22 protein-coding genes are annotated in these 19,860 nt (G+C 60.7%); 8 read left to right on the forward strand and 14 right to left on the reverse strand.

The window, feature by feature from the left end; genetic code table 11:
• Positions 1-25: 25 nt before the first annotated feature.
• Together acnD and prpF are read left to right on the forward strand one after the other, a co-directional pair.
• Positions 26-2,617: a Fe/S-dependent 2-methylisocitrate dehydratase AcnD gene (gene acnD / locus HU762_RS25675; protein WP_186641651.1), complete on the forward strand. Its 2,592-nt coding sequence runs from the start codon at positions 26-28 to the stop codon at positions 2,615-2,617.
• 65 nt (positions 2,618-2,682) lie between these two features.
• On the forward strand, positions 2,683-3,876 hold the full coding sequence (gene prpF / locus HU762_RS25680) for a 2-methylaconitate cis-trans isomerase PrpF (RefSeq protein ID WP_186641653.1): 1,194 nt from the start codon (positions 2,683-2,685) through the stop codon (positions 3,874-3,876).
• 56 nt (positions 3,877-3,932) lie between these two features.
• Here prpF and HU762_RS25685 read toward each other — a convergent pair whose 3' ends face one another.
• The 10 genes from HU762_RS25685 to soxR form a co-directional block, all read right to left on the reverse strand.
• On the reverse strand, positions 3,933-4,826 hold the full coding sequence (locus HU762_RS25685) for a zinc ABC transporter substrate-binding protein (protein ID WP_186641655.1): 894 nt from the start codon (positions 4,824-4,826) through the stop codon (positions 3,933-3,935).
• The gene (locus tag HU762_RS25690; RefSeq protein ID WP_186641657.1) at positions 4,827-5,726 is read right to left on the reverse strand and encodes a metal ABC transporter permease; all 900 of its coding nucleotides are present in this window, start codon (positions 5,724-5,726) and stop codon (positions 4,827-4,829) included.
• Positions 5,723-6,478, reverse strand: coding sequence for a metal ABC transporter ATP-binding protein (locus HU762_RS25695; protein ID WP_186641659.1), 756 nt, complete (start codon positions 6,476-6,478; stop codon positions 5,723-5,725). Before HU762_RS25695 ends, HU762_RS25690 begins: the two co-directional genes overlap by 4 nt.
• On the reverse strand, positions 6,475-7,404 hold the full coding sequence (locus tag HU762_RS25700; protein ID WP_186641661.1) for a zinc ABC transporter substrate-binding protein: 930 nt from the start codon (positions 7,402-7,404) through the stop codon (positions 6,475-6,477). Before HU762_RS25700 ends, HU762_RS25695 begins: the two co-directional genes overlap by 4 nt.
• A gap of 34 nt (positions 7,405-7,438) precedes the next feature.
• Positions 7,439-8,014 (reverse strand): DUF6162 family protein, encoded by a 576-nt coding sequence (locus HU762_RS25705; RefSeq protein ID WP_186641663.1) that lies wholly within the window; start codon positions 8,012-8,014, stop codon positions 7,439-7,441.
• A complete protein-coding gene (locus HU762_RS25710; RefSeq protein ID WP_186611444.1) occupies positions 8,011-8,337 on the reverse strand; it encodes a hypothetical protein in 327 nt (108 codons plus the stop codon). Before HU762_RS25710 ends, HU762_RS25705 begins: the two co-directional genes overlap by 4 nt.
• A complete protein-coding gene (locus HU762_RS25715) occupies positions 8,334-8,876 on the reverse strand; it encodes a thiamine pyrophosphate-binding protein (protein WP_186611443.1) in 543 nt (180 codons plus the stop codon). Before HU762_RS25715 ends, HU762_RS25710 begins: the two co-directional genes overlap by 4 nt.
• Positions 8,873-10,087, reverse strand: a complete 1,215-nt coding sequence (locus HU762_RS25720; protein ID WP_186641665.1) for a PepSY domain-containing protein — start codon at positions 10,085-10,087, stop codon at positions 8,873-8,875. The genes HU762_RS25715 and HU762_RS25720 overlap by 4 nt, the downstream gene beginning before the upstream one ends.
• Positions 10,088-10,310: 223 nt before the next feature.
• On the reverse strand, positions 10,311-10,772 hold the full coding sequence (locus tag HU762_RS25725; RefSeq protein ID WP_186641667.1) for a VOC family protein: 462 nt from the start codon (positions 10,770-10,772) through the stop codon (positions 10,311-10,313).
• 106 nt (positions 10,773-10,878) lie between these two features.
• Entirely contained in the window at positions 10,879-11,334 is a 456-nt protein-coding gene (soxR, locus tag HU762_RS25730) for a redox-sensitive transcriptional activator SoxR (RefSeq protein ID WP_186641685.1), read from the reverse strand.
• 92 nt (positions 11,335-11,426) lie between these two features.
• On the opposite strand from soxR, the gene HU762_RS25735 reads away from it, so the two are divergent.
• The 5 genes from HU762_RS25735 to HU762_RS25755 all read left to right on the forward strand — a co-directional run bounded on the left by HU762_RS25735 (position 11,427) and on the right by HU762_RS25755 (position 16,073).
• Complete coding sequence (locus HU762_RS25735) at positions 11,427-11,840, forward strand: antibiotic biosynthesis monooxygenase (protein ID WP_186641669.1); 414 nt, start codon at positions 11,427-11,429, stop codon at positions 11,838-11,840.
• 68 nt (positions 11,841-11,908) lie between these two features.
• Positions 11,909-12,175 carry a hypothetical protein gene (locus HU762_RS25740; RefSeq protein WP_186641671.1) on the forward strand — a complete coding sequence of 89 codons (267 nt, stop codon included), beginning with the start codon at positions 11,909-11,911 and terminating at the stop codon, positions 12,173-12,175.
• A gap of 98 nt (positions 12,176-12,273) precedes the next feature.
• A complete protein-coding gene (locus tag HU762_RS25745) occupies positions 12,274-12,888 on the forward strand; it encodes a LysE family translocator (RefSeq protein ID WP_186641673.1) in 615 nt (204 codons plus the stop codon).
• A 160-nt stretch (positions 12,889-13,048) separates the two neighbouring features.
• Positions 13,049-14,215, forward strand: coding sequence for an aminotransferase class V-fold PLP-dependent enzyme (locus HU762_RS25750; protein WP_186641675.1), 1,167 nt, complete (start codon positions 13,049-13,051; stop codon positions 14,213-14,215).
• A gap of 49 nt (positions 14,216-14,264) precedes the next feature.
• Positions 14,265-16,073: an aminopeptidase P family protein gene (locus HU762_RS25755; protein WP_186641677.1), complete on the forward strand. Its 1,809-nt coding sequence runs from the start codon at positions 14,265-14,267 to the stop codon at positions 16,071-16,073.
• Positions 16,074-16,082: 9 nt separating this feature from the next.
• On the opposite strand, the gene HU762_RS25760 is transcribed toward HU762_RS25755, so the two are convergent.
• Both HU762_RS25760 and HU762_RS25765 read right to left on the reverse strand, forming a co-directional pair.
• Positions 16,083-16,673: a 2-hydroxychromene-2-carboxylate isomerase gene (locus HU762_RS25760; protein ID WP_186641679.1), complete on the reverse strand. Its 591-nt coding sequence runs from the start codon at positions 16,671-16,673 to the stop codon at positions 16,083-16,085.
• Positions 16,674-16,709: 36 nt separating this feature from the next.
• Positions 16,710-17,438, reverse strand: coding sequence for an SDR family oxidoreductase (locus tag HU762_RS25765; RefSeq protein ID WP_186641680.1), 729 nt, complete (start codon positions 17,436-17,438; stop codon positions 16,710-16,712).
• Positions 17,439-17,527: 89 nt separating this feature from the next.
• On the opposite strand from HU762_RS25765, the gene HU762_RS25770 reads away from it, so the two are divergent.
• Complete coding sequence (locus HU762_RS25770) at positions 17,528-18,097, forward strand: TetR/AcrR family transcriptional regulator (protein ID WP_186641682.1); 570 nt, start codon at positions 17,528-17,530, stop codon at positions 18,095-18,097.
• A gap of 7 nt (positions 18,098-18,104) precedes the next feature.
• Here the strand turns inward: HU762_RS25770 and HU762_RS25775 are convergent, their stop codons facing one another.
• Together HU762_RS25775 and rhtA are read right to left on the reverse strand one after the other, a co-directional pair.
• Complete coding sequence (locus tag HU762_RS25775; protein WP_186611432.1) at positions 18,105-18,386, reverse strand: hypothetical protein; 282 nt, start codon at positions 18,384-18,386, stop codon at positions 18,105-18,107.
• Between the two features lie 166 nt (positions 18,387-18,552).
• On the reverse strand, positions 18,553-19,440 hold the full coding sequence (rhtA, locus tag HU762_RS25780) for a threonine/homoserine exporter RhtA (protein WP_186641684.1): 888 nt from the start codon (positions 19,438-19,440) through the stop codon (positions 18,553-18,555).
• Positions 19,441-19,860: the final 420 nt, after the last annotated feature.

Below are 19,860 nucleotides of genomic sequence, written 5' to 3' on the forward strand. Positions count from 1 at the left end.
AACCACCGTGACCCGAGTCCTGACGATGAACACAGAATTTCGCAAATCGCTGCCCGGCACTTCGCTGGATTATTTCGACGTTCGCGCTGCCGTGGAGGCCATCCGCCCCGGCGCCTACGACGGCCTGCCGTACACTTCCCGCGTGCTGGCGGAAAACCTCGTGCGCCGCTGCGATCCGGCCACGCTGCGCGAGTCGCTGCTGCAACTGATCGAGCGCAAGCGCGACCTGGACTTCCCGTGGTTCCCGGCGCGCGTGGTGTGTCACGACATCCTCGGCCAGACCGCCTTGGTGGACCTGGCCGGCTTGCGCGACGCCATCGCCTTGCAGGGTGGCGATCCGGCGCAGGTCAACCCGGTGGTGCCGACTCAACTGATCGTCGACCATTCCCTGGCGGTGGAAAGCGGAGGTTCCGACCCGCAAGCCTTCGCCAAGAACCGCGCGATTGAAGACCGGCGCAACGAAGACCGCTTTCACTTCATCAACTGGACCAAGAAAGCCTTCAAGAACGTCGATGTGATCCCGCCGGGCAACGGGATCATGCACCAGATCAACCTGGAAAAAATGTCGCCGGTGATCCAGCAGCGTGACGGCGTTGCGTTCCCCGATACGTGTGTCGGCACCGACAGCCATACGCCCCACGTCGATGCCCTGGGAGTGATCGCCATCGGCGTCGGCGGGCTGGAAGCCGAAAGCGTCATGCTCGGTCGCGCTTCATGGATGCGCCTGCCGGAAATCATCGGTGTCGAGCTGACCGGCAAACTGCAACCGGGCATCACCGCCACGGACATGGTGCTGGCGCTGACCGAGTTCCTGCGCAAGCAGAAAGTCGTCGGGGCGTGGCTGGAGTTTTTCGGCGAAGGCGCCAGTGCCTTGACCTTGGGCGATCGTGCGACGATCTCCAACATGGCTCCGGAATACGGCGCCACCGCGGCGATGTTCCATATTGACCAACAGACGATCGATTACCTCAAGCTCACCGGCCGCGAAGACACCCAGGTGCAGTTGGTGGAAACCTATGCCAAGCACGTGGGCCTGTGGGCCGACAGCCTCAAGGGCGCGCAATACGAGCGCGGCCTGACCTTCGACCTGTCGTCGGTGGTGCGTAACATGGCAGGTCCGAGCAATCCCCACGCCCGTGTCGCGGTGTCGGATCTGGCTGCCAAAGGCATTTCCGGCCAGTGGGACGATGTGCCCGGACAAATGCCCGACGGCGCGGTGATCATCGCCGCGATCACCAGTTGCACCAACACCAGTAACCCGCGCAACGTGATCGCCGCCGGCCTGCTGGCGCGCAACGCCAATCGCTTGGGTTTGGCCCGCAAACCATGGGTCAAGTCATCCCTGGCGCCGGGTTCGAAAACCGTGGCGCTGTACCTGGATGAAGCCGGCCTGACGACCGAACTCGAGAAACTGGGCTTCGGCGTCGTGGCGTTTGCCTGCACCACCTGCAACGGCATGTCCGGCGCGTTGGACCCGGTGATCCAGCAGGAAATCATCGACCGCGACCTGTACGCCACCGCCGTGCTGTCGGGCAACCGCAACTTCGACGGGCGTATCCACCCATACGCCAAGCAAGCCTTCCTGGCTTCGCCGCCGCTGGTGGTGGCTTATGCCATCGCCGGGACCATTCGCTTCGATATCGAGAAGGATGTGCTGGGCGTGGTGGACGGTCAGGAAGTCCGTCTCAAGGACATCTGGCCGAGCGACGAAGAAATCGACGCGGTGGTCAAGGCGTCGGTGAAACCGGAGCAGTTCCGCCAGGTGTACATCCCGATGTTCGCCATCCAGGAAGACACCGGGCCGAAAGTGACGCCGCTGTACGACTGGCGCCCACAAAGCACCTACATCCGTCGTCCGCCGTATTGGGAAGGGGCGCTGGCCGGTGCGCGGCCGCTCAAGGGCATGCGCCCGCTGGCGGTGCTGCCGGACAACATCACCACCGACCACCTGTCGCCGTCCAACGCCATCATGCTGGACAGCGCCGCCGGCGAATACCTGGCGAAAATGGGCTTGCCGGAGGAAGACTTCAACTCCTACGCGACCCACCGTGGCGACCACCTGACCGCGCAGCGCGCCACCTTTGCCAACCCGAAACTGTTCAACGAAATGGTTCAGGAAAACGGCAAGGTCAAGCAGGGCTCGCTGACCCGGGTCGAGCCGGAAGGCAAGGTCATGCGCATGTGGGAAGCGATTGAGACCTACATGGAACGCAAGCAGCCGTTGATCATTGTGGCTGGCGCCGACTACGGCCAGGGTTCGTCGCGGGATTGGGCGGCCAAGGGCGTGCGCCTGGCCGGTGTCGAGGCGATCGTTGCCGAAGGTTTCGAACGCATCCACCGTACCAATCTGGTGGGCATGGGCGTGTTGCCGCTGGAGTTCAAGCCCGGTACCGATCGCAAGACCCTGGGCATCGACGGCAGCGAAATCTATGACGTGATCGGCGAGCGCACCCCGCGAGCGACGCTGACCCTGGTTATCACTCGCAAGAACGGTGAGCGCGTCGAAGTGCCAGTGACCTGCCGCCTCGATACCGCCGAAGAAGTGTCGATCTACGAAGCCGGGGGCGTGCTGCAACGCTTTGCCCAGGACTTCCTTGAATCGGCGGTTGCCGTTTAAATCTCTGCGTGCGGCCAAAGGATCATGAGTCTTTTGGTCGCCTGCTTTTATGGAGCAAGAGCACCATGGCTCACTCGCCTCAAATCAAGATCCCCGCGACCTACATGCGTGGCGGCACCAGCAAAGGCGTGTTCTTCAGCCTGTTAGACCTGCCTGAAGCGGCCCGCGTCCCCGGTCCGATCCGTGACGCGCTGTTGCTACGGGTCATAGGCAGCCCCGATCCGTACGAGAAACAGATCGATGGCATGGGCGGCGCGACGTCCAGCACCAGCAAGACCGTGATCCTGTCCAAGAGCACACGCGCCGACCACGACGTCGATTATCTGTTCGGCCAGGTGTCCATCGACAAACCGTTCGTGGACTGGAGCGGCAATTGCGGCAACCTGTCGGCGGCGGTGGGCTCGTTTGCCATTGGCAGCGGTCTTGTGGATGCCAGCCGCATTCCGCGAAACGGTGTGGCCGTGGTGCGGATCTGGCAGGCCAACATCGGCAAGACCATCATCGCCCATGTGCCAATCACCGAGGGCGAGGTGCAGGAAACCGGCGATTTTGAACTCGACGGCGTGACCTTTCCGGCCGCCGAAGTGCAGCTGGAGTTCATGGATCCGGCGGCCGAGGAGGAAGGCGGCGGTGGTTCGATGTTTCCCACCGGGAATCTGGTGGATGACCTGGAGGTGCCCGGCGTCGGTACGCTCAAGGCCACGTTGATCAACGCGGGTATCCCGACGATTTTCATCAATGCCCGAGACGTTGGTTACACCGGCACCGAGTTGCAGGGTGCCATTAACGGCGATCCCAAGGCCTTGGCGATGTTCGAAGCCATCCGCGCCCACGGTGCGTTGCGCATGGGCTTGATCAAGCATCTGGACGAAGCTGCCCAGCGCCAGCACACCCCGAAAGTCGCGTTTGTCGCGCCGCCGACGGATTACATTTCATCGAGCGGAAAAGCCGTGGCTGCGCAGGATATCGACCTGCTGGTGCGGGCGTTGTCCATGGGCAAGCTGCACCACGCGATGATGGGCACCGCTGCTGTCGCCATTGGTACCGCCGCAGCGATTCGCGGGACACTGGTGAACCTGGCGGCGGGTGGCACCGAGCGCAACGCCGTGCGCTTCGGTCATCCGTCCGGAACTTTGCGCGTGGGCGCCGAGGCGAGCGAAGTCAACGGCGAATGGACCGTGAAAAAAGCCATCATGAGCCGCAGCGCGCGGGTATTGATGGAAGGTATCGTGCGAGTGCCAGGGAATGTCCTGAACTGACTGGGTCACGGTGGGAGCGAGTCCATTCGCGCCTACCGTCGGCTACGCGCCTGTCCTCATCCCTTGGTCAGCGCCGCGACGACCAGCTCCACATTGCTTTCCAGTTCCGCCACCGGATCGGCGCTGTCGGTACTCAATACCCGCAACTGACTCCCAGCTTCGGCAATGGCCGCTTTCAACGCATCCGACGGCTGGCGGTGATGGAGCACCAGTGCCACGTCGTTGTCATTCAGCGTCGCGGTCAACTGCTTGAGGGCTTCGGCGGTCCATTCGGCGTCGGGCCGGGCATCGGTGCCGATTGCGTCGAGATTCAGTCCGCTGATCAGATAACCAAAATGTTCGCTCAGGCTGAGCACGCTCAAGTTGTCGGCACTGGCCAGGCGTTTTTCGCTGTCGGCGCTGAGCTTGAGCAGGCGTTGCTTGAGCGTCGCCAGGTTGGCATCGATTTTTGTTTTGTCCGCCGGGGCCAGGCGCACCAGGTCGGCGGCAATCACGTCGGCCATGCGGCCCAGGTTATGGCTGGCCATCCACGGTTGGCTCGCCAGGCCATCGGCCATGCCCGGTTGCACGGCGATACCGGGCAGGGCGCCGTCCACCGGGCGCGCCGCGTCGACCTCGACGATGCGGATATTGCTGCGCCGGGCCATCGGATACAGCGGATCGTCCGGCCACAGCGAGCGCAGGCCTATCACCGCGTCGGCATCGCTGGCCAGTTTGCTCAAGGCCGGCGCGCCACGGCCGCTGAAGTAGGCACTCTGGCGGGTTCCGGGCAGATTGGCGGGCGCGGCCCGCTCCAGGCTGACCTCGGTGCCTTTGAGCAAGGTCTCGCTCAACCCATAGGTGACCGGCAACGAGGCCAGCAGACGGAGCTTTTGGTCGGCGAAAGACGAATTGACAGCCACGCCGCATAACGCGACGGCCAGGGTCAGTTGTCGCAATGAAAAAACCATTTATCCAAGATTCCCTTTGAGACTGGGGACGACACCACGGGCGATGGCGCTCAGGGCGAAAGCGATGCCGGCCACCAAAATGATCGCGGCACCGGACGGGATCGGCAGGTCGAACACAATCGGCGCGAGAATCCCGCACAAGGTGCTGACGGTGGCGATCAGCACGGAGCACCAGAAAAAGCCTTTCAATGATTGGCTGAGCAAACGCGCCGCCGCCGCCGGGATCACCAGCAACGCGCCCACCAGAATGGCGCCGATGACTTTCACCGCCGCCACGGTGATCAGCGTCACCAGCACCACGAACAGGTAGTCCAGGGTCTTGACCGCCACCCCGCGAACCGCCGCCAGTTGCGGGTTAAAGCTGGCGAGCATGATCCGGTTGTACAGCGGCAGCGCCAGGGCCATCACCAGCGAGCCGACCACCGCCAGCACCACGAGGTCGTTGCCATTGACCGTCAGCACCGAGCCGAACAACACGTTTTCCAGGATGTGCACGTTGATCTTGCCCGCCAGGATCAACAGCAGGCTGGCGCCCAGGGCCAGGGACACCGAAAGGAATACGCCGATCAAGGTGTCCGGCGCCAGGCCGGTGCGGTTGCGCAAGTAATTGAGCAAGATGCCAAACAACAGGCAGTAGCCGAACAGGCTGCCGTAGGGCCCGGTGTAGGGTTCGCCGAGCAGGATACCGATGGCCACGCCAGTCAGCGCCGCATGGCCCACCGCCTCGGAGAAAAACGCGAAGCGCTTGACCACTACCAGCGTGCCAAGGCCGCCCAGCACCGGCCCGATCAATAGCCCGGCCAGCAAGGCATTGACCACGAATCCATAGGCCAGCGCCTCGGGCAGATAACCGGACGAGGCCCAGCCCTGGATCATCAAGCGAAAGGTTTCGTAGCTCATCCTGCGGCGCTCCCGTTCGTGCGTGGATGGATGGAGAACAGCGTCAGCAGGCGTTCCGGTGTCAGGGTCTGGCGCGGCGGGCCATCGAACAGTACGCGGCGATTCAGGCCGGTGACGCGGTCGGCCAGGCGCCCGACGGCTTCCAGGTCGTGTTCGATCCACAGCACCGTGATCCCGGCAAGGCGCCAGTCCTGTAGCAATTTTTCAAACACCTGGACGCCTGCCTCGTCCAGCGCCGACATCGGTTCATCCAGCACCAGCAATTGCGGTGAAGGAATCAACCCCTGGGCCAACAACACCCGCTGGCGCTCGCCGCCGGACAGCGCGCCCATGCGCCGCTTGCGCTTGTCCTGCATTCCGACCCGCTCCAGGGCCTCGCCGATGGCGCCAGCGTAGTGTTTGCTCAGGCCGAGAAAGGCTGGCCGCCGCTGACACATCGCCGCCATGAAATCATCCACGGTCATGGGCAAGCCCCGGTCGAATTCCAATGCCTGGGGCACGTAGCCGATCACCCCAGGCTCGCCCGGCCATTGCAGGCTCAAGCGGCCTTGATGCGGCATCTGCCCGAGCAAGGTCTTGATCAGCGAACTCTTGCCGCCACCGTTGGGCCCGACCAGCGCATGGATGCTGCCCGGTTGTACCTGGAATGCCACGCTGTCGAGAATCGCGGTGCGCCCCAGGTTGAGACCAACGTCGGCGAACTCGATCAGAGGGCCGGCGTGTGGCTGGATAACGGTTTCCTGGACGGTCATGCGCCGGACTCCTGGATCGCTCGGACTACCGTGTCGAGGTTGCCGGTCATTTCCTTTTCGTACTTCTCGGCGCTGTAGTCGCCGTACGAGATGTGCGAGAGCGGGTACAGCTTCACACCCGATTCACGCTGGATGGTGTCGACGTAGGTGGACGGGAAGTCCATCTCCGAGAAGATCACTTTCACGTCCAACTCGCGCAGTTGGTCGATGGTCTTTTTCAATTGGCTGGGGCTGGGCTCGATGCCGTGGGCGGGCTCGACCACTGCGGTGACTTCCAGGCCGAATTCGCGCAACAGGTAGTCGTAGGCGGCGTGCACTGTGGCGACGCGCAGTTCGGCGTTCGGCGCCTGGGTCAGCTTTGCCAGGGCGGCGGCACGCATCTGCCGCAGGCGCTTGCCATAGGCGCGGGCGTTCTGCGTATAGGCCTTGGCATTGTCCGGATCGAGCTTGCCCAATTCCCGGGCGATATTGTTGACCTGGGCGATGGACGCGCTGATGGACAGGAAAGTGTGTGGGTTTACGACCTTGCCCGCGCCTCGTGCGGCGGTGCCGGTGGCGGCCAGCAAGGGTACGTTTTCGTTGGCCTCTATGACCTTGACGCCCGGGGTTTCGCTGGCGGCGATCATGCGGTCGGCGAAATCGTCGTGGCCAACGCCGTTGAGCACGATCACGTCCAGGCCGCCGATGCGCTTGATGTCTTGCGCGCGGGGTTCATAGGCGTGAGGGTTGAAACCCGCCGGGATCAACGGCACCACTTCGGCCTTGTCGCCGACGATGTTGGCTACGTAGCTGTAATAAGGGTGCAGGGTGATGCCGATGCGCAGGCGCTTGGGTGTTTCGGCGCTCGCCAATGGGGCGACCAGGCAAGCGAGCAGGCCGATCAATAGCAGGCGCAGCAAGGGGCGGCGTTGAAATGCAATAGGCATGGGAAAACGGTCTTCTCTCGAAAAAAGCGTGGGGTCAGTGCCGGTGCTGGCGGGTTACGCCGGCATCGAATTGCGCGACGATCTGTTGCCAGCCGGCGGCGGACAAGGCGGCGTCGTCCAGTGCCGTGGGAGCCGTCGGAGAGTTGTTGCGGTTAAGCCAGATGTCCGGGACGGCGTCGGACGCTTCGCTGATGCGCATCAGAAAGGAGCCCGAGACCGACGGATTAGTGCTCGCGCCGAAGTAGGCCTGTTCGTCCAACAGTTGCCAGGCGTGGTCGCCTCGACTGACGGAACTGGCGTCGTGGGCGAACGGCGCAAAGCCTTCGTCGGCCAAGGCTTGCGGGCCGGGGAGGGCTTGCTCGCTTTCGCGCAGAAGGCGGATCTCATCCAGCGTCACCCGCAGGTCGGCATAGATGCCTTGCTCGGCGGCGCTGAGGTCGCGACGAGCATCCAGTTGATAGGTCTCCAGATGCGCGACGTCCTGGGTTTCCCCGTGCCAAGCCACGACCGAGCCGGCGCCCAATACGATAACCAGGCACAGCAGCAGCACGTAGAGGGTTTCATGGCCGGCCCCGGCGGGGCGGATGACTTGGGTTATAGGTGCGCTCATGGGGCCTCGATGTCGGCTTGGTCGATTTCCACTACGTGGCCGGGACCTGCGTCGAAGAGCACGTAGAATTCGGCGTTCGGCTTTTTGAAGGTCAGGGTCGAGTCGGCGCCGAGCTTGCCGGGGACCAGGATGGTTTCGTCGTAGCCGATGACGTCCAGCGTCACCCCCGGGGCGCCGCTGCCGTCGGAAAAACCGCCCGTGCATTGGATCTGTTCGGCGTCGATGGCCTTGCATTCGCACATCGGGTTGTGGGCCAGTGCGCTGGTGCTCAAGCCTGCACAGAGCAGCAGCGCCAGGCTGTTGAAAGAGGCGCGGAGGGTCATGGTCGGGCTCCTTGGGATTTCAACCAGGCGACGGTGGCCGGGGAGGCCTGGCTCAGGGGAATGGAAGCTTGATGCATCGAACCGTCCCAGCCTTCAAGGGTGATCCACAGTTCGGCGTCTGGCTGGGTCTTTTTCGGCACTGGCAGCAGGGCGCCCATGCGATACGGCGAGCCGAAGAAAATCACCCCGGCGGCCCGCAGGCTGCGCGGTTTGCCGATGCGCAAGTAGGTGGCCTTGACCTGGCTGATGCAGCGCTGGCAGAGGGCGGCGTTGAAGTGTTTCATCGGGCCGGCGGGCCCCTGGGTGCGAGGCGCTTCATTGCGAAACTCCGCCAGGCGCAAGCTCCACGGCCCGACCTGGACCTCGCCGACTTCACGCTCGCCAAGCCCCCCGTCTCCTCGGAACAGAGCCGCTTCTGAAAAATACTTAGGCATGAAACCCAGGGGAATCAACAGCAACAACACGTTGAGGTGGAAACGCCATTTGTGCCAGAACTGGCCCAGGCGTGAAGGTGATGTTGTTGTGGTGGACGGGTTCACAGGTTGCCCTCCGGCGAGTCACGGTGCAGGGACGGCTGCAATAAAGGCGCGGCCAAGGCCTGTGGTGCGGGTTTCTGGCTGCGCTTGAAGGCGTTGGCGGTCGCCAGGGCCGTGCGTTTGGTCCAGATCAACAGGCCGCTGAGGACCATCAGGCTCAGGACCAGGCCAAAGAAGAACCAGATGAGCTTGATCCACAGTCCGCCGAAATCCCCGGTGTGCAACGGGCGCATCGATTCGGTGACGAACTCCAGTGCCGTACGGTCCGACAACAAGCGCGAGGCGTCCACGTCACCGTTGTAGGGATTGATAGTCGCGGTCTGGAACATCAGGGGATACCAGCCGCGACCGCCGATTTCCAAATGGCTGTAGGCATTGAAGGGCAGGCTGACGAAGCTCGCCTCCAGCCCTGGGATTCGCTGCTGGGCGATTTCGATGGCGCGATCCAGGCTCAGCTGTGGCGGCGGCACGCCATCGGCCGAGAGCGGAACGCTTTCGCGGGCCACTACCGGGACGACCGGTGCGCTGGAGATGGAAATCCCGTTGTCGGCGAGCGCGGCCTCGATCAGAAACCAGACGCCAGTGATGGAAATGACCGCAATGAACCAGATCGACCAGATGCCGCTGAGCCGATGGAAGTCGCCCCAGAAAATACGGGCGCCGTGGCGGATGCGCAGGGTCGGACGGAAGAAACCCTTCCAGAAACGCTTGTAGACCACCAGCCCGGTCACCAGGGACGCGAGCAGCGGCAGGCCGAGGAAAGACACCAGGTACCAGCCCCAGCTGTAACCGTTGGTGAATGGCACCAGCCACCATCCATGCAGTGCACGTGTAAAGGCCCTGAAGTTGAACGCCGGGGCCGATCCCTGGATGACGCCGCTGTAGGGGTTTACGTAGACGGTGTCAGGGCGGCCGTCGGGGTAGGTGACCTTGGCCTCCAGGGCGAAATGCGATTCGTCCGGACGCACGATGCTTTGCACTTGGGTCAGCGGTTGGGCCTGCTTGATGGCGGCAATCACCTGGTCATAGCTGAGCAGCGGGGCATCGTCCGAGGGTTCGCTGGCGCGCATTTCAGGGTTCACCAGCCAGACAATCTCCTGGCTGACCACCGCCAGGGTGCCGGTGACGCAAACTATCAGGACGAAGAACCAGATGGGCAGCGCCAGCCAGCTATGAACCAGGAACCAGAGTTTTGAACGGGATTTCTTGGACATGATTGCGCGTCTTGATTCGATGAAAGGTTATGTGTCACGGGCTTCGTAACGCCATGAACCCTGGGAAAACAGACCGTGGCTTTTGCCGACGCGGCCTGCTGCATCTAATTAAGACGAATGAGCGACCGAAATCCCGAAAGAGAAGATGAAAGAAAATGTTTCGCGTTTACTGTTCATGTCTTTTTGGCGAGGAAGTTCCCTCGCCAAAAAGGCTTTGGGCAAGTCAGCCCTGCTGTTGGAATATCTCCCTGGCTCGTTGCTCGATCTGTTCCTGGCTCAGATCCTCCTTGTGCGTCGCCAGGAACCACAGATGCCCATAGGGATCTTTCAAGGTCCCGGTGCGATCACCATAAAATTGATCCTTGACCTCGGAAATCACTGTGCCTCCGGCTTCAATCGCTTGGGTGAAGGCACTGTCCACGTCTTCGACATATAAATGCAGTCCCACCGAGGGCGATCGGTCCGGGTTGCTCAGCGGGCCCTGATCGCAAGGCGTGCCGAGCATGATCGGATAACCGTTGATGCGCAGTTCGGCATGTCCGATACCCCCATCAGGCATGGCCAGGCGCATCACCTCCGTGGCATTGAAGGCTTTTTTATAGAAGTCGATGGCTTCGGCGGCTTTTTGAATGCCCAGGTAGGGCGTGATGCTATGGAAACCTTCGGGAATCGCTTTGACGCCCATGACGTTTCTCCTTGGTTGTTATGGGAGGCGAAGAAAGTCTTCGTCGATTTGCGCCCATCCACTATAGGCCGGCCATTGCGGCTGGGCTCATGTCCCGACGAACGCCTCAAGGTTCGTCCAGCAAATGCGCCCCAGGTCCAAGCTTGCCTAGTACATCGCCATGATTGCGCAGCGGGCAACTCTCCATGGATAGGCAACCGCAGCCGATACAACCGTTGAGCCGGTCGCGCAACGCGACCAGTTGATTGATGCGCTCATCCAGGTTCCGACCCCACTGCGCCGACAAAACCTTCCAGTCGGTCGCCGTTGGCGCGCGGTTGTCCGGGAGGTTCTTCAATGCCTCGCCAATTTCCGCCAGAGGAATACCCAGGCGCTGGGCGACCTTGATCAGCGCCACGCGCCGCAGGACTTCGCGAGGGTAGCGCCGTTGATTGCCCGGGTTGCGGGTGCTTTTGATCAAGCCTTTGGATTCGTAAAAATGGAGCGCCGTGACTGCCACACCGCTGCGGGCGGCGACTTGGCCGACAGTAAGTTGCTTGTGAATATTGAGAGGCGTTGACAACTGAATCACCGCTTGACCTTGACTTAACTAGAGGTTTTACCCTGCAGGCCTTCGGATCGCAAGATTCGCCTTACGTGGACGGGGGACCTTTCATGCAATCTCCAAGTAATAACCGCAGCTTCACGCAACTGATCGAATTCGATATCGAGCCGCAGTCGCTGCAGCCGTTGGTAATCGCCCTGACGAAGCAGACCGAGCGTCTGGCCCGTGACCACCTGGGCTTCCTCAGTGCCAGTATCCAGGCCAGCGAGGACGGCCGGCGGGTACTCAATTATTTGCAATGGCAAACCCGCGAAGCGGGTGAAGCGGCGTTTCGAAGTTTCGAAAACGGCGAGGAAAATTTCTGGCAGTTGATTCAGGCGCACCGGGCCAAAGCGGTGACGTTCGGCTCGTTCCAGGTGCTGCACGACATCGAGCGCAGCCTGGACAACGCGCTGCAGTGCCGCTGGCTCAGCCAAGCGCAACGAGAAATCCCAGAGGGCGATACCCACTATCAAAACCGTTGATTTCTGCCGTGCCGGGTCGGCGGGTAGCCTTTGTTCATCGCCCAACTTCAGAACATTGGACTCCCGCCATGAATCGTATCCTTGCTGTCTTGCTGTTGTTGACTGTCACCGTATTGAGCGGTTGCGCTTCGTCGTCCCCGGAGCTGCGTCCCTACACCGCTGAGGAATCTCGCGAGCTGGCCCTTGAAGCCTTGAATCGCCGCGGCCTTTCGTTTGACGAATACCATGCGAAAAAAGCCGAACTGCTTGGTCCTTTGCAGAAGAATGTCGGCTTTGATGAGCGTGGCGAAATGAATGCCGAACGGGCCGTCCAATTGCCTGGGCGGCCAAGCTGAGGGACTGTACCGCTCGAAGTTTTGCCTAACTGTCCATGGGTTTGCGCCGGGACGTGGGGTAGGGTCAATACCTGACTGCCCCGACGGATTGACCCGCTATGACCTTATCGCTTGATCTGCTGCTGGGCTTCGCCCTGTTTGCCCTCGTGACCTCGATCACGCCAGGCCCCAACAACACCATGTTGCTGGCCTCGGGTGTCAATTTCGGTTTCAACCGTACCATTCCTCACATGCTGGGCATCACCTGCGGGTTCTTTTCCCTGGTGTTGGCGGTGGGCCTTGGCCTGGGCGCGGTGTTCCAGGCCTACCCGCTGCTCTACACCGTGCTGCGCTACGTCGGCGCGGCGTACCTGATGTACCTGGCGTGGAAGATCGCTCATTCCGGTCCCGTTTCTGACAGTGGAACCGGGGACCATAAGCCGATCAGCTATTGGGGCGCGGCGGCGTTCCAATGGGTCAACCCCAAGGCCTGGATCATGGCCATCGGTGCCATCAGTACCTACACGCCTCTGCAAGGCTACTTTTTCAACGTGGTGGTGATCGCGACGGTGTTTGCCCTCATCAATCTGCCAAGTGTCAGCTTGTGGGTGGTTTGCGGCAGCCTGTTGCGCAACTTGTTGCGTGATCGTCGATGGCTGCGCCTGTTCAACTGGGGCATGGCGCTGCTGCTGGTCGCATCGCTGTATCCGTTGTTGCTCGAAAGCGTGAGCTGAGGGCTGAGCTTCGAGGCGATGCCTGCTAAGCTCGCTTTTCCAGGAGCGTTCCTACGCACTTTTAAACGAAGTCCGACTTCTTTAAGGTCTTGATCAGGTATAGCTTGTCTCGAACCCAACGAGGGCATCCTGATCCCGGAGCAGGCTCTGCGAGTTTCTTATGAATAAGCGTCCTTTGTATTTCGATTATGCCGCCACCACACCGGTGGATGAGCGAGTCATCCAAGTCATGGTCCAGTGCCTGGGGTTTGACGGTAATTTTGGCAACCCGGCCTCCAGCTCCCATGCCTTCGGACAGGAAGCCCGGCGTTCCGTGGAGCAGGCGCGCGCGCAGGTGGCCCACTTGGTTGGGGCTCAACCCGGGCAAATCGTCTGGACGTCCGGCGCCACCGAATCCAACAACCTGGCCATCAAGGGCGTGGCCCAGATGCGCGGTGCGCGCGCTGGCCATGTCATCACCAGCCTGATCGAACACAAGGCGGTCCTCGACACCGTCAGGCAGCTCGAGGAAAGTGGCGTCGCGGTGACCTGGCTGGCGCCGGACGCCGATGGGCTGATCAGTCCGCAAGCGGTTCGCGAGGCGTTGCGTGACGACACATTCCTGGTGTCGCTGATGCTGGTGAACAATGAGTTGGGCACCCTCAATGATGCCGTCGCCATCGGCGAAATCGTTCGCGAGCATGGTGCGCTGTTCCACATGGACGCGGCCCAGGGCGCCGGCAAGGTGAGCATCGACCTGGCCCGGTGGCCGGTGGACCTGATGTCTTTTTCGGCGCACAAGATCTACGGCCCCAAGGGCATCGGCGCGCTTTATGTCGGTGATCGCGCGCGGGCGCACCTGTCGGCCCAGATCCATGGCGGAGGTCATGAAGGTGGCTTGCGCTCCGGTACCCTGGCCACCCACCAGATTGCAGCGATGGGCGCGGCATTCGAGCTGGCGGCGCAGTTCTTTGACGAAGAGCTCGCCAAAATCGCCCGGTTGCGCAATCGTTTGCTTGAGCCGCTGCTGGCGTTGCCCGGTGTATGTATAAATGGCAGTGCGAACTGCCGGATCCCCCACACACTGAGCGTTACTTTCAACGCCGGCGAATTCAACCCGGCGACGCTGGGCGCATCGATTGCATTTTCCGCGACCTCGGCCTGCAACTCGGCGCAGAACACCCCGTCCCACGTGCTGCTTGCCCTGGGGCACGATGCGCGTGCGGCCGGGCGGACCATCCGCTTGAGCCTTGGTCGCTTTACCAGCGAGCAGGATGTCGATGAGGCCGTGCGGTTGATCAAGCTAGCCTGCACGGCTGCGCCGGCTTTCTGGGCGGCAGCGCCCTGAGCCGAACGTGTTTGGCATCGAACAATAAAATTGATTAGCAGGAGTAATGATGAGCACCCAGCCTTTGACCGCGGGACAGATTCCCCAGCGCCTGGCCCGAATCCGCCAATTGATGAGCGAGGAGGGCGTTCACGCGCTGCTGGTTCCATCAGCCGACCCGCATCTATCCGAGTATCTGCCGGGCTACTGGCAAGGGCGCCAATGGTTGTCGGGCTTCCATGGCTCGGTCGGTACCTTGATCGTCACTGCGGATTTCGCCGGGGTCTGGGCGGACAGTCGTTATTGGGAGCAGGCCACACAGGAACTGGAGGGCAGCGGCATCGAGCTGGTCAAACTCATTCCCGGCCAGCCTGGCCCGTTGGATTGGTTGGGCGAGCAGACGCCTGAAGGCGGCGTGGTTGCAGTTGACGGTGCGGTCATGGCCGTGGCGTCGGCCCGAACGTTGAGCAGCAAGCTTGAGTCGCGTGGCGCGCGATTGCGTACTGATATCGACCTGCTTCAGCAGGTTTGGACCGATCGTCCGGAGCTGCCTGGTCAGCCGGTGTACGCCCACCTCCCACCACAAGCGACGGTCAACCGTGTCGAGAAGCTTGCCAAGCTGCGTGAATCTCTCAAGGAGCGCGGCGCCGATTGGCATTTCATCGCCACGCTAGACGACATCGCCTGGCTGTTCAACCTGCGCGGCGCGGATGTGTCGTTCAATCCTGTATTCGTTTCCTTTGCCTTGATCAGCCAGCAGCGGGCAACGTTGTTTGTCGCCCTGGGCAAAATCGATGCATCGCTGCGTGCCCTCCTCGAACAGGATGGCGTGACGTTGCGCGACTACAGCGAGGCCGCGGCCGCTTTGCGTGAAGTTCCGAGCGACGCGAGCTTGCAGGTTGATCCGGCGCGGGTCACGGTCGGATTGCTGGACAACCTCAACAGTGGCGTGAAACTGGTCGAAGGGCTAAATCCCACGACACTGGCCAAATCCCGCAAAAGCCTGGCCGATGCCGAGCACATTCGTCTAGCCATGGAGCAGGACGGAGCGGCACTCTGCGAATTCTTCGCCTGGCTGGAGAATGCCTGGGGCCGCGAACGCATCACCGAGCTGACCATCGATGAGCACCTGACCGCAGCGCGCAAGCGTCGGCCGGATTTTATTTCCCTGAGCTTCAATACCATTGCAGCGTTCAATGCCAATGGCGCGATGCCGCATTATCACGCGACGGAAGAAGCGCACGCGGTTATTGAAGGCGATGGTTTGCTGCTGATCGATTCGGGTGGCCAATACCTGGGCGGTACCACGGACATCACGCGCATGGTGCCAGTCGGAACGCCGACACCAGAGCAGAAGCGTGATTGCACTCGTGTGCTCAAAGGCGTGATTGCCTTGTCCAGGGCCAAATTTCCAAAGGGCATCCTGTCGCCCTTGCTGGATGCCATCGCCCGCGCGCCCATCTGGGCTGAACAGGTGGATTACGGCCATGGCACTGGCCACGGCGTCGGTTATTTCCTGAATGTTCACGAGGGACCGCAGGTCATTGCCTACCAGGCCGCAGCCACGCCACAAACGGCAATGCAGCCGGGCATGATCACATCCATCGAGCCAGGCACGTATCGTCCCGGTCGCTGGGGTGTGCGCATCGAGAACCTGGTGTTGAATCGCGAGGCGGGCAGCAGCGAGTTCGGTGATTTCCTTGAGTTTGAAACCCTGACTCTATGCCCGATCGACACCCGTTGCCTCGAGCCGTCCCTGCTGACCCAGGATGAAAAAGACTGGTTCAACGGCTACCACGCCGAGGTTCAGCGTCGATTGAGCCCGTTGCTGGACGGCGACGCGCTGCAATGGCTGAATACCCGGACTGCGGCAATCTGAGGCAAGGGATCAGCCAAGGGCTTCACGGACGAAGTCCAGCCGATCCTGGCCAAAAAACAGTTCTGCGCCCACGAACATGCTCGGGGCGCCGAACACCCCACGCCTGATAGCTTCTTCTGTGGTTGTCTTGAGCGCTTCCTTGATCTGTTCATCTGCGGTCAAGGCCAGCACATCATCAGGATCGAAACCGCCCTCGCTCAGGACCGCCGCCACGGTTGCCGGATCGTTCAGGTTGCGGGCATCGACCCACAATGCTCGGAACAGACACTCAACAAAAGCCTCGAAACGCTCGGGCTGGCGCAACTGCATGCCGGTCACGGCACGCATCAGCAGCAACGTGTTGATCGGGAAATAAGGATTGAGCTTGAAATCCACGCCGTAACGTTTGGCAAAGCGATTCAGATCCTTGAACAGGTAAGGTCCTTTGGCTGGCACGGTCACCGGTGATGCGTTGCCCGTTGCCTTGAATACGCCACCGAGGAGCATCGGGCGGTAAATAAGTTTGCTGGCCGTTTGCGCGCAAAGCGCGGGCAACTGGGTATAGGCCAAATAGGTGGTCGGGCTGCCGAGATCGAAGAAAAATTCCACAGATTTATTCATGAGCGTTGCTCTCTTATTGGTATAGGAAGGAGGGGGCTACCAGCGTTCGCTCCAGGGGCGCAGGTCCAGCTCGAAGGTCCAGGCGTCGCGAGGCTGGGTGTGCAGATACCAATAATTTTCAGCAATGTGCCCAGGGTCGAGGATGCCGTCCTCATCCTTGGTTGCGTATTTTTCAGGGAAATTATTGCGGATGAAATCAGTGTCGATGGCGCCGTCGACCACCACATGAGCCACGTGGATATTCATCGGCCCCAGTTCACGCGCCATACTCTGGGCCAGCGCGCGTATGCCGTGCTTCGCCCCGGCAAACGCGGCGAACCCAGATGCGCCGCGTAATCCCGCCGTGGCCCCGGTGAACAGAATTGTACCGCGCTGGCGCTTGACCATGCGCTTGGCCACTTCCCGCGCGTTGAGAAAACCTGAGAAACATGCCATCTCCCAGATCTTGAAATACTTGCGTGCTGTCTCTTCCAGGATGCTGCACGGCACGTTGGCGCCGATATTAAATACAAAGGCTTCGATCGGGCCGAGTTGAGTCTCGATTTGCTCGATCAATGCAATGACGTCGTCTTCCTTGCGCGCATCGCAAGCGAATCCGTGGGCTTCGCCGCCTTGGGCTCGAATGTCGTTGACCAACGGTTCGAGCTTGTCGGCGCTGCGACGCGTCACACATGCGACGAAACCCTCCTGGGCGAAACGCCTGGCGATGGCGCCCCCTGTGGCATCGCCCGCACCAACAACCAGTACGATCTTCTTATTATTCATGATCAGTCCTATAGGTAAACGATCGTTAGCTAAACGAACGTTATGCTAAGGTTCGGTGGACGTCAAGGTGAGTACCAAGAGGCAGGACGATGCGTTATTCAGCCAATCACAAGATGGAAACCCGCGAAAAGCTCCTCGTTAGCAGCGCCATGTCAGCCAAGAAGTCGGGTTTTTCGACGGTAGGGGTTGATGGTCTTATGAAGGCGATCGGATTAAGCGGCGGTGCGTTCTACAGTCACTTCTCATCCAAGGACGAGCTTTTCAAGGTAATTATCGAGCGAGAGCTCGCCCACAGCCTGGACCGTTTGAGCGGCGACGGGGTGATGGACTCAACGAAACTGCAGCGTTGTCTCAAGCAATACCTGAGCATGAGCCATGTCGAGCAACCCGAAGCAGGGTGCGCCTTGCCGGTACTGGGAGCCGAGATTGCGCGTTCGGATCTGGAGGTTCGTGAAGCGGCACAAGCGTGGATCTGCCGTCTGCACGAAAGTTGGGCGCAAATACTGGGAAGCGGCAGTCTTGCGTGGGCGATCCTGTCGCAATGCGTGGGAGCGTTGGTCGTCGCGCGAATGTTGGCGACACCCGAGGTCCAGCGTGAGGTCCTCAAGTCCAGTCATGATGAAATCAGCCGCCGAATAGCCGAGCGGCCATTCGATTGACCTGCGCTTATTTGCAGATGACGATCATGCTGCGGCTGGTGTAACCGGCGGGGTTGAGTCCGAAGGGATAATCCCCCGGTTCCTCGACGGCGTCGCCCGACTTGGCGATGACCTTGTAGTTTTTTGGGGCGCATGAATTGGCGGCGGTAGCAGCACACTGGTCCCAAGATGACGTCAGGCCAGAGCAATTGATGTGCAGGCCTTTTTTACCGCGTTTGATTTCGGTTTTCGATGTCGCCGCGCAGCCCGCAACCGCAAGTACGGCGATCAATATCAAAATTCGTTTCATTCCCGTCCTTATGCCGTCGTGGATCTTCTGTCTACGTACGGCTGCGTTCGCTTTCGCTTGAAGCGTTCATGACGTCCTGTATGAAAAAATCCATGTCTGACATTAGGTTACGGGGCTAAACATGGCCTAAATGGCCGGTAAATACCAGAGCTATGTAAAAAACTGCTCAATCCGCCGCAACGGCGGGCTTTGCGGTATCGCCCATGGTCAGCGTCGCGCCGATCGAAGCGAGGATAATGCAGGTGATGGCGCTCCACTGGGCCAGGGACAGATACTCTTGGAGGAATAACAGGCCCGACAACGCGCCTATCGCGGGCTCGACGCTCATAAGGGTTCCAAACGTACGCGCGGGGATCCGGGTCAGGGAGATCATTTCCAAGGTATAAGGCAGGGCAGTGGAGAGTATGGCAACTGCAATGGCGACCGGGATAAGACTTGGCGTAAGTAGCGCGGCCCCGGCATGGACGATGCCGATAGGGGCTACAAACAAGGCGGCGATCATGACGCCCAATGCCGCGGTCTGCACGCCGTTATCCGCTCCTGCCTTTTGGCCAAACAGAATGTACAGCGCCCAACACACGCCTGCTCCCAGGGCATAGCTGGCTCCGGTCAGATCGATGCTGGCGCTGGCTGCTCCGGTTGGTATGAGTAACAGCAGTCCAATCACTGCCAGGGCAATCCAGAGGAAATCAATTGCTCGGCGAGAGGCGTAGATGGCAACGGCCAAGGGGCCGGTAAACTCCAGTGCCACGGCAATGCCCAGTGGAACCGTGCGAAGCGACATATAGAAGAGGAAATTCATACCGCCCAGGGCCAATCCGTAGATGACCACGGTGCGCAGGGACTGGGCGGTGAGTTTGGCTCGCCAGGGTCGTAGCAACAGCAACATGATGAGGCTGGCAAAAATGAGCCGCAGTGTAGTGGTGCCTTGGGCGCCTACAACCGGGAACATGCTTTTGGCGAGGGATGCTCCGGACTGGATGGATGCCATGGCTATGAGGAGCAGGGCAACCGGATATAGGGTAGCTACCAGGTTGCGATTGGGAGAAGTCATTTACAGGGTGTCATCCAAGAAAAGGCGAGAAAGACTGGTTTGCGCAATATAGTGCGCATTTCAAGCGATACCGTCTATATATAAGACTGATTGGGGCCATTTCGGTCTGGAAGGCTGGAAAAGCGAAATAAAGGGTTGACGGCAAATTCTGGGTGTCTATAATTCGCCCCACTTCCGGCGCAGTCGAAATGGAAAACTCCTTGAGTTTCAAAGAGTTAAGTAGGTTTCGATGTAGGCGGGCTTCAGTTCATCGAAGCACGGAAGGAGTGGATAGGGCGGTGTTGTCTGGCCCTGTCGACGGTTCGATCTTCTCGGTCGAAAGCGGTGTAAAAGAGGTGTTGACAGCAGCGACTAACGCTGTAGAATTCGCCTCCCGCTAACGAGAGATCGAAAGCGCAAGTGGTTGAAGTTGATAAGGAA

Source organism: Pseudomonas sp. SWRI92 (assembly GCF_014268685.1).
GTDB classification, from domain to species: Bacteria; Pseudomonadota; Gammaproteobacteria; order Pseudomonadales; family Pseudomonadaceae; genus Aquipseudomonas; species Aquipseudomonas marvdashtae.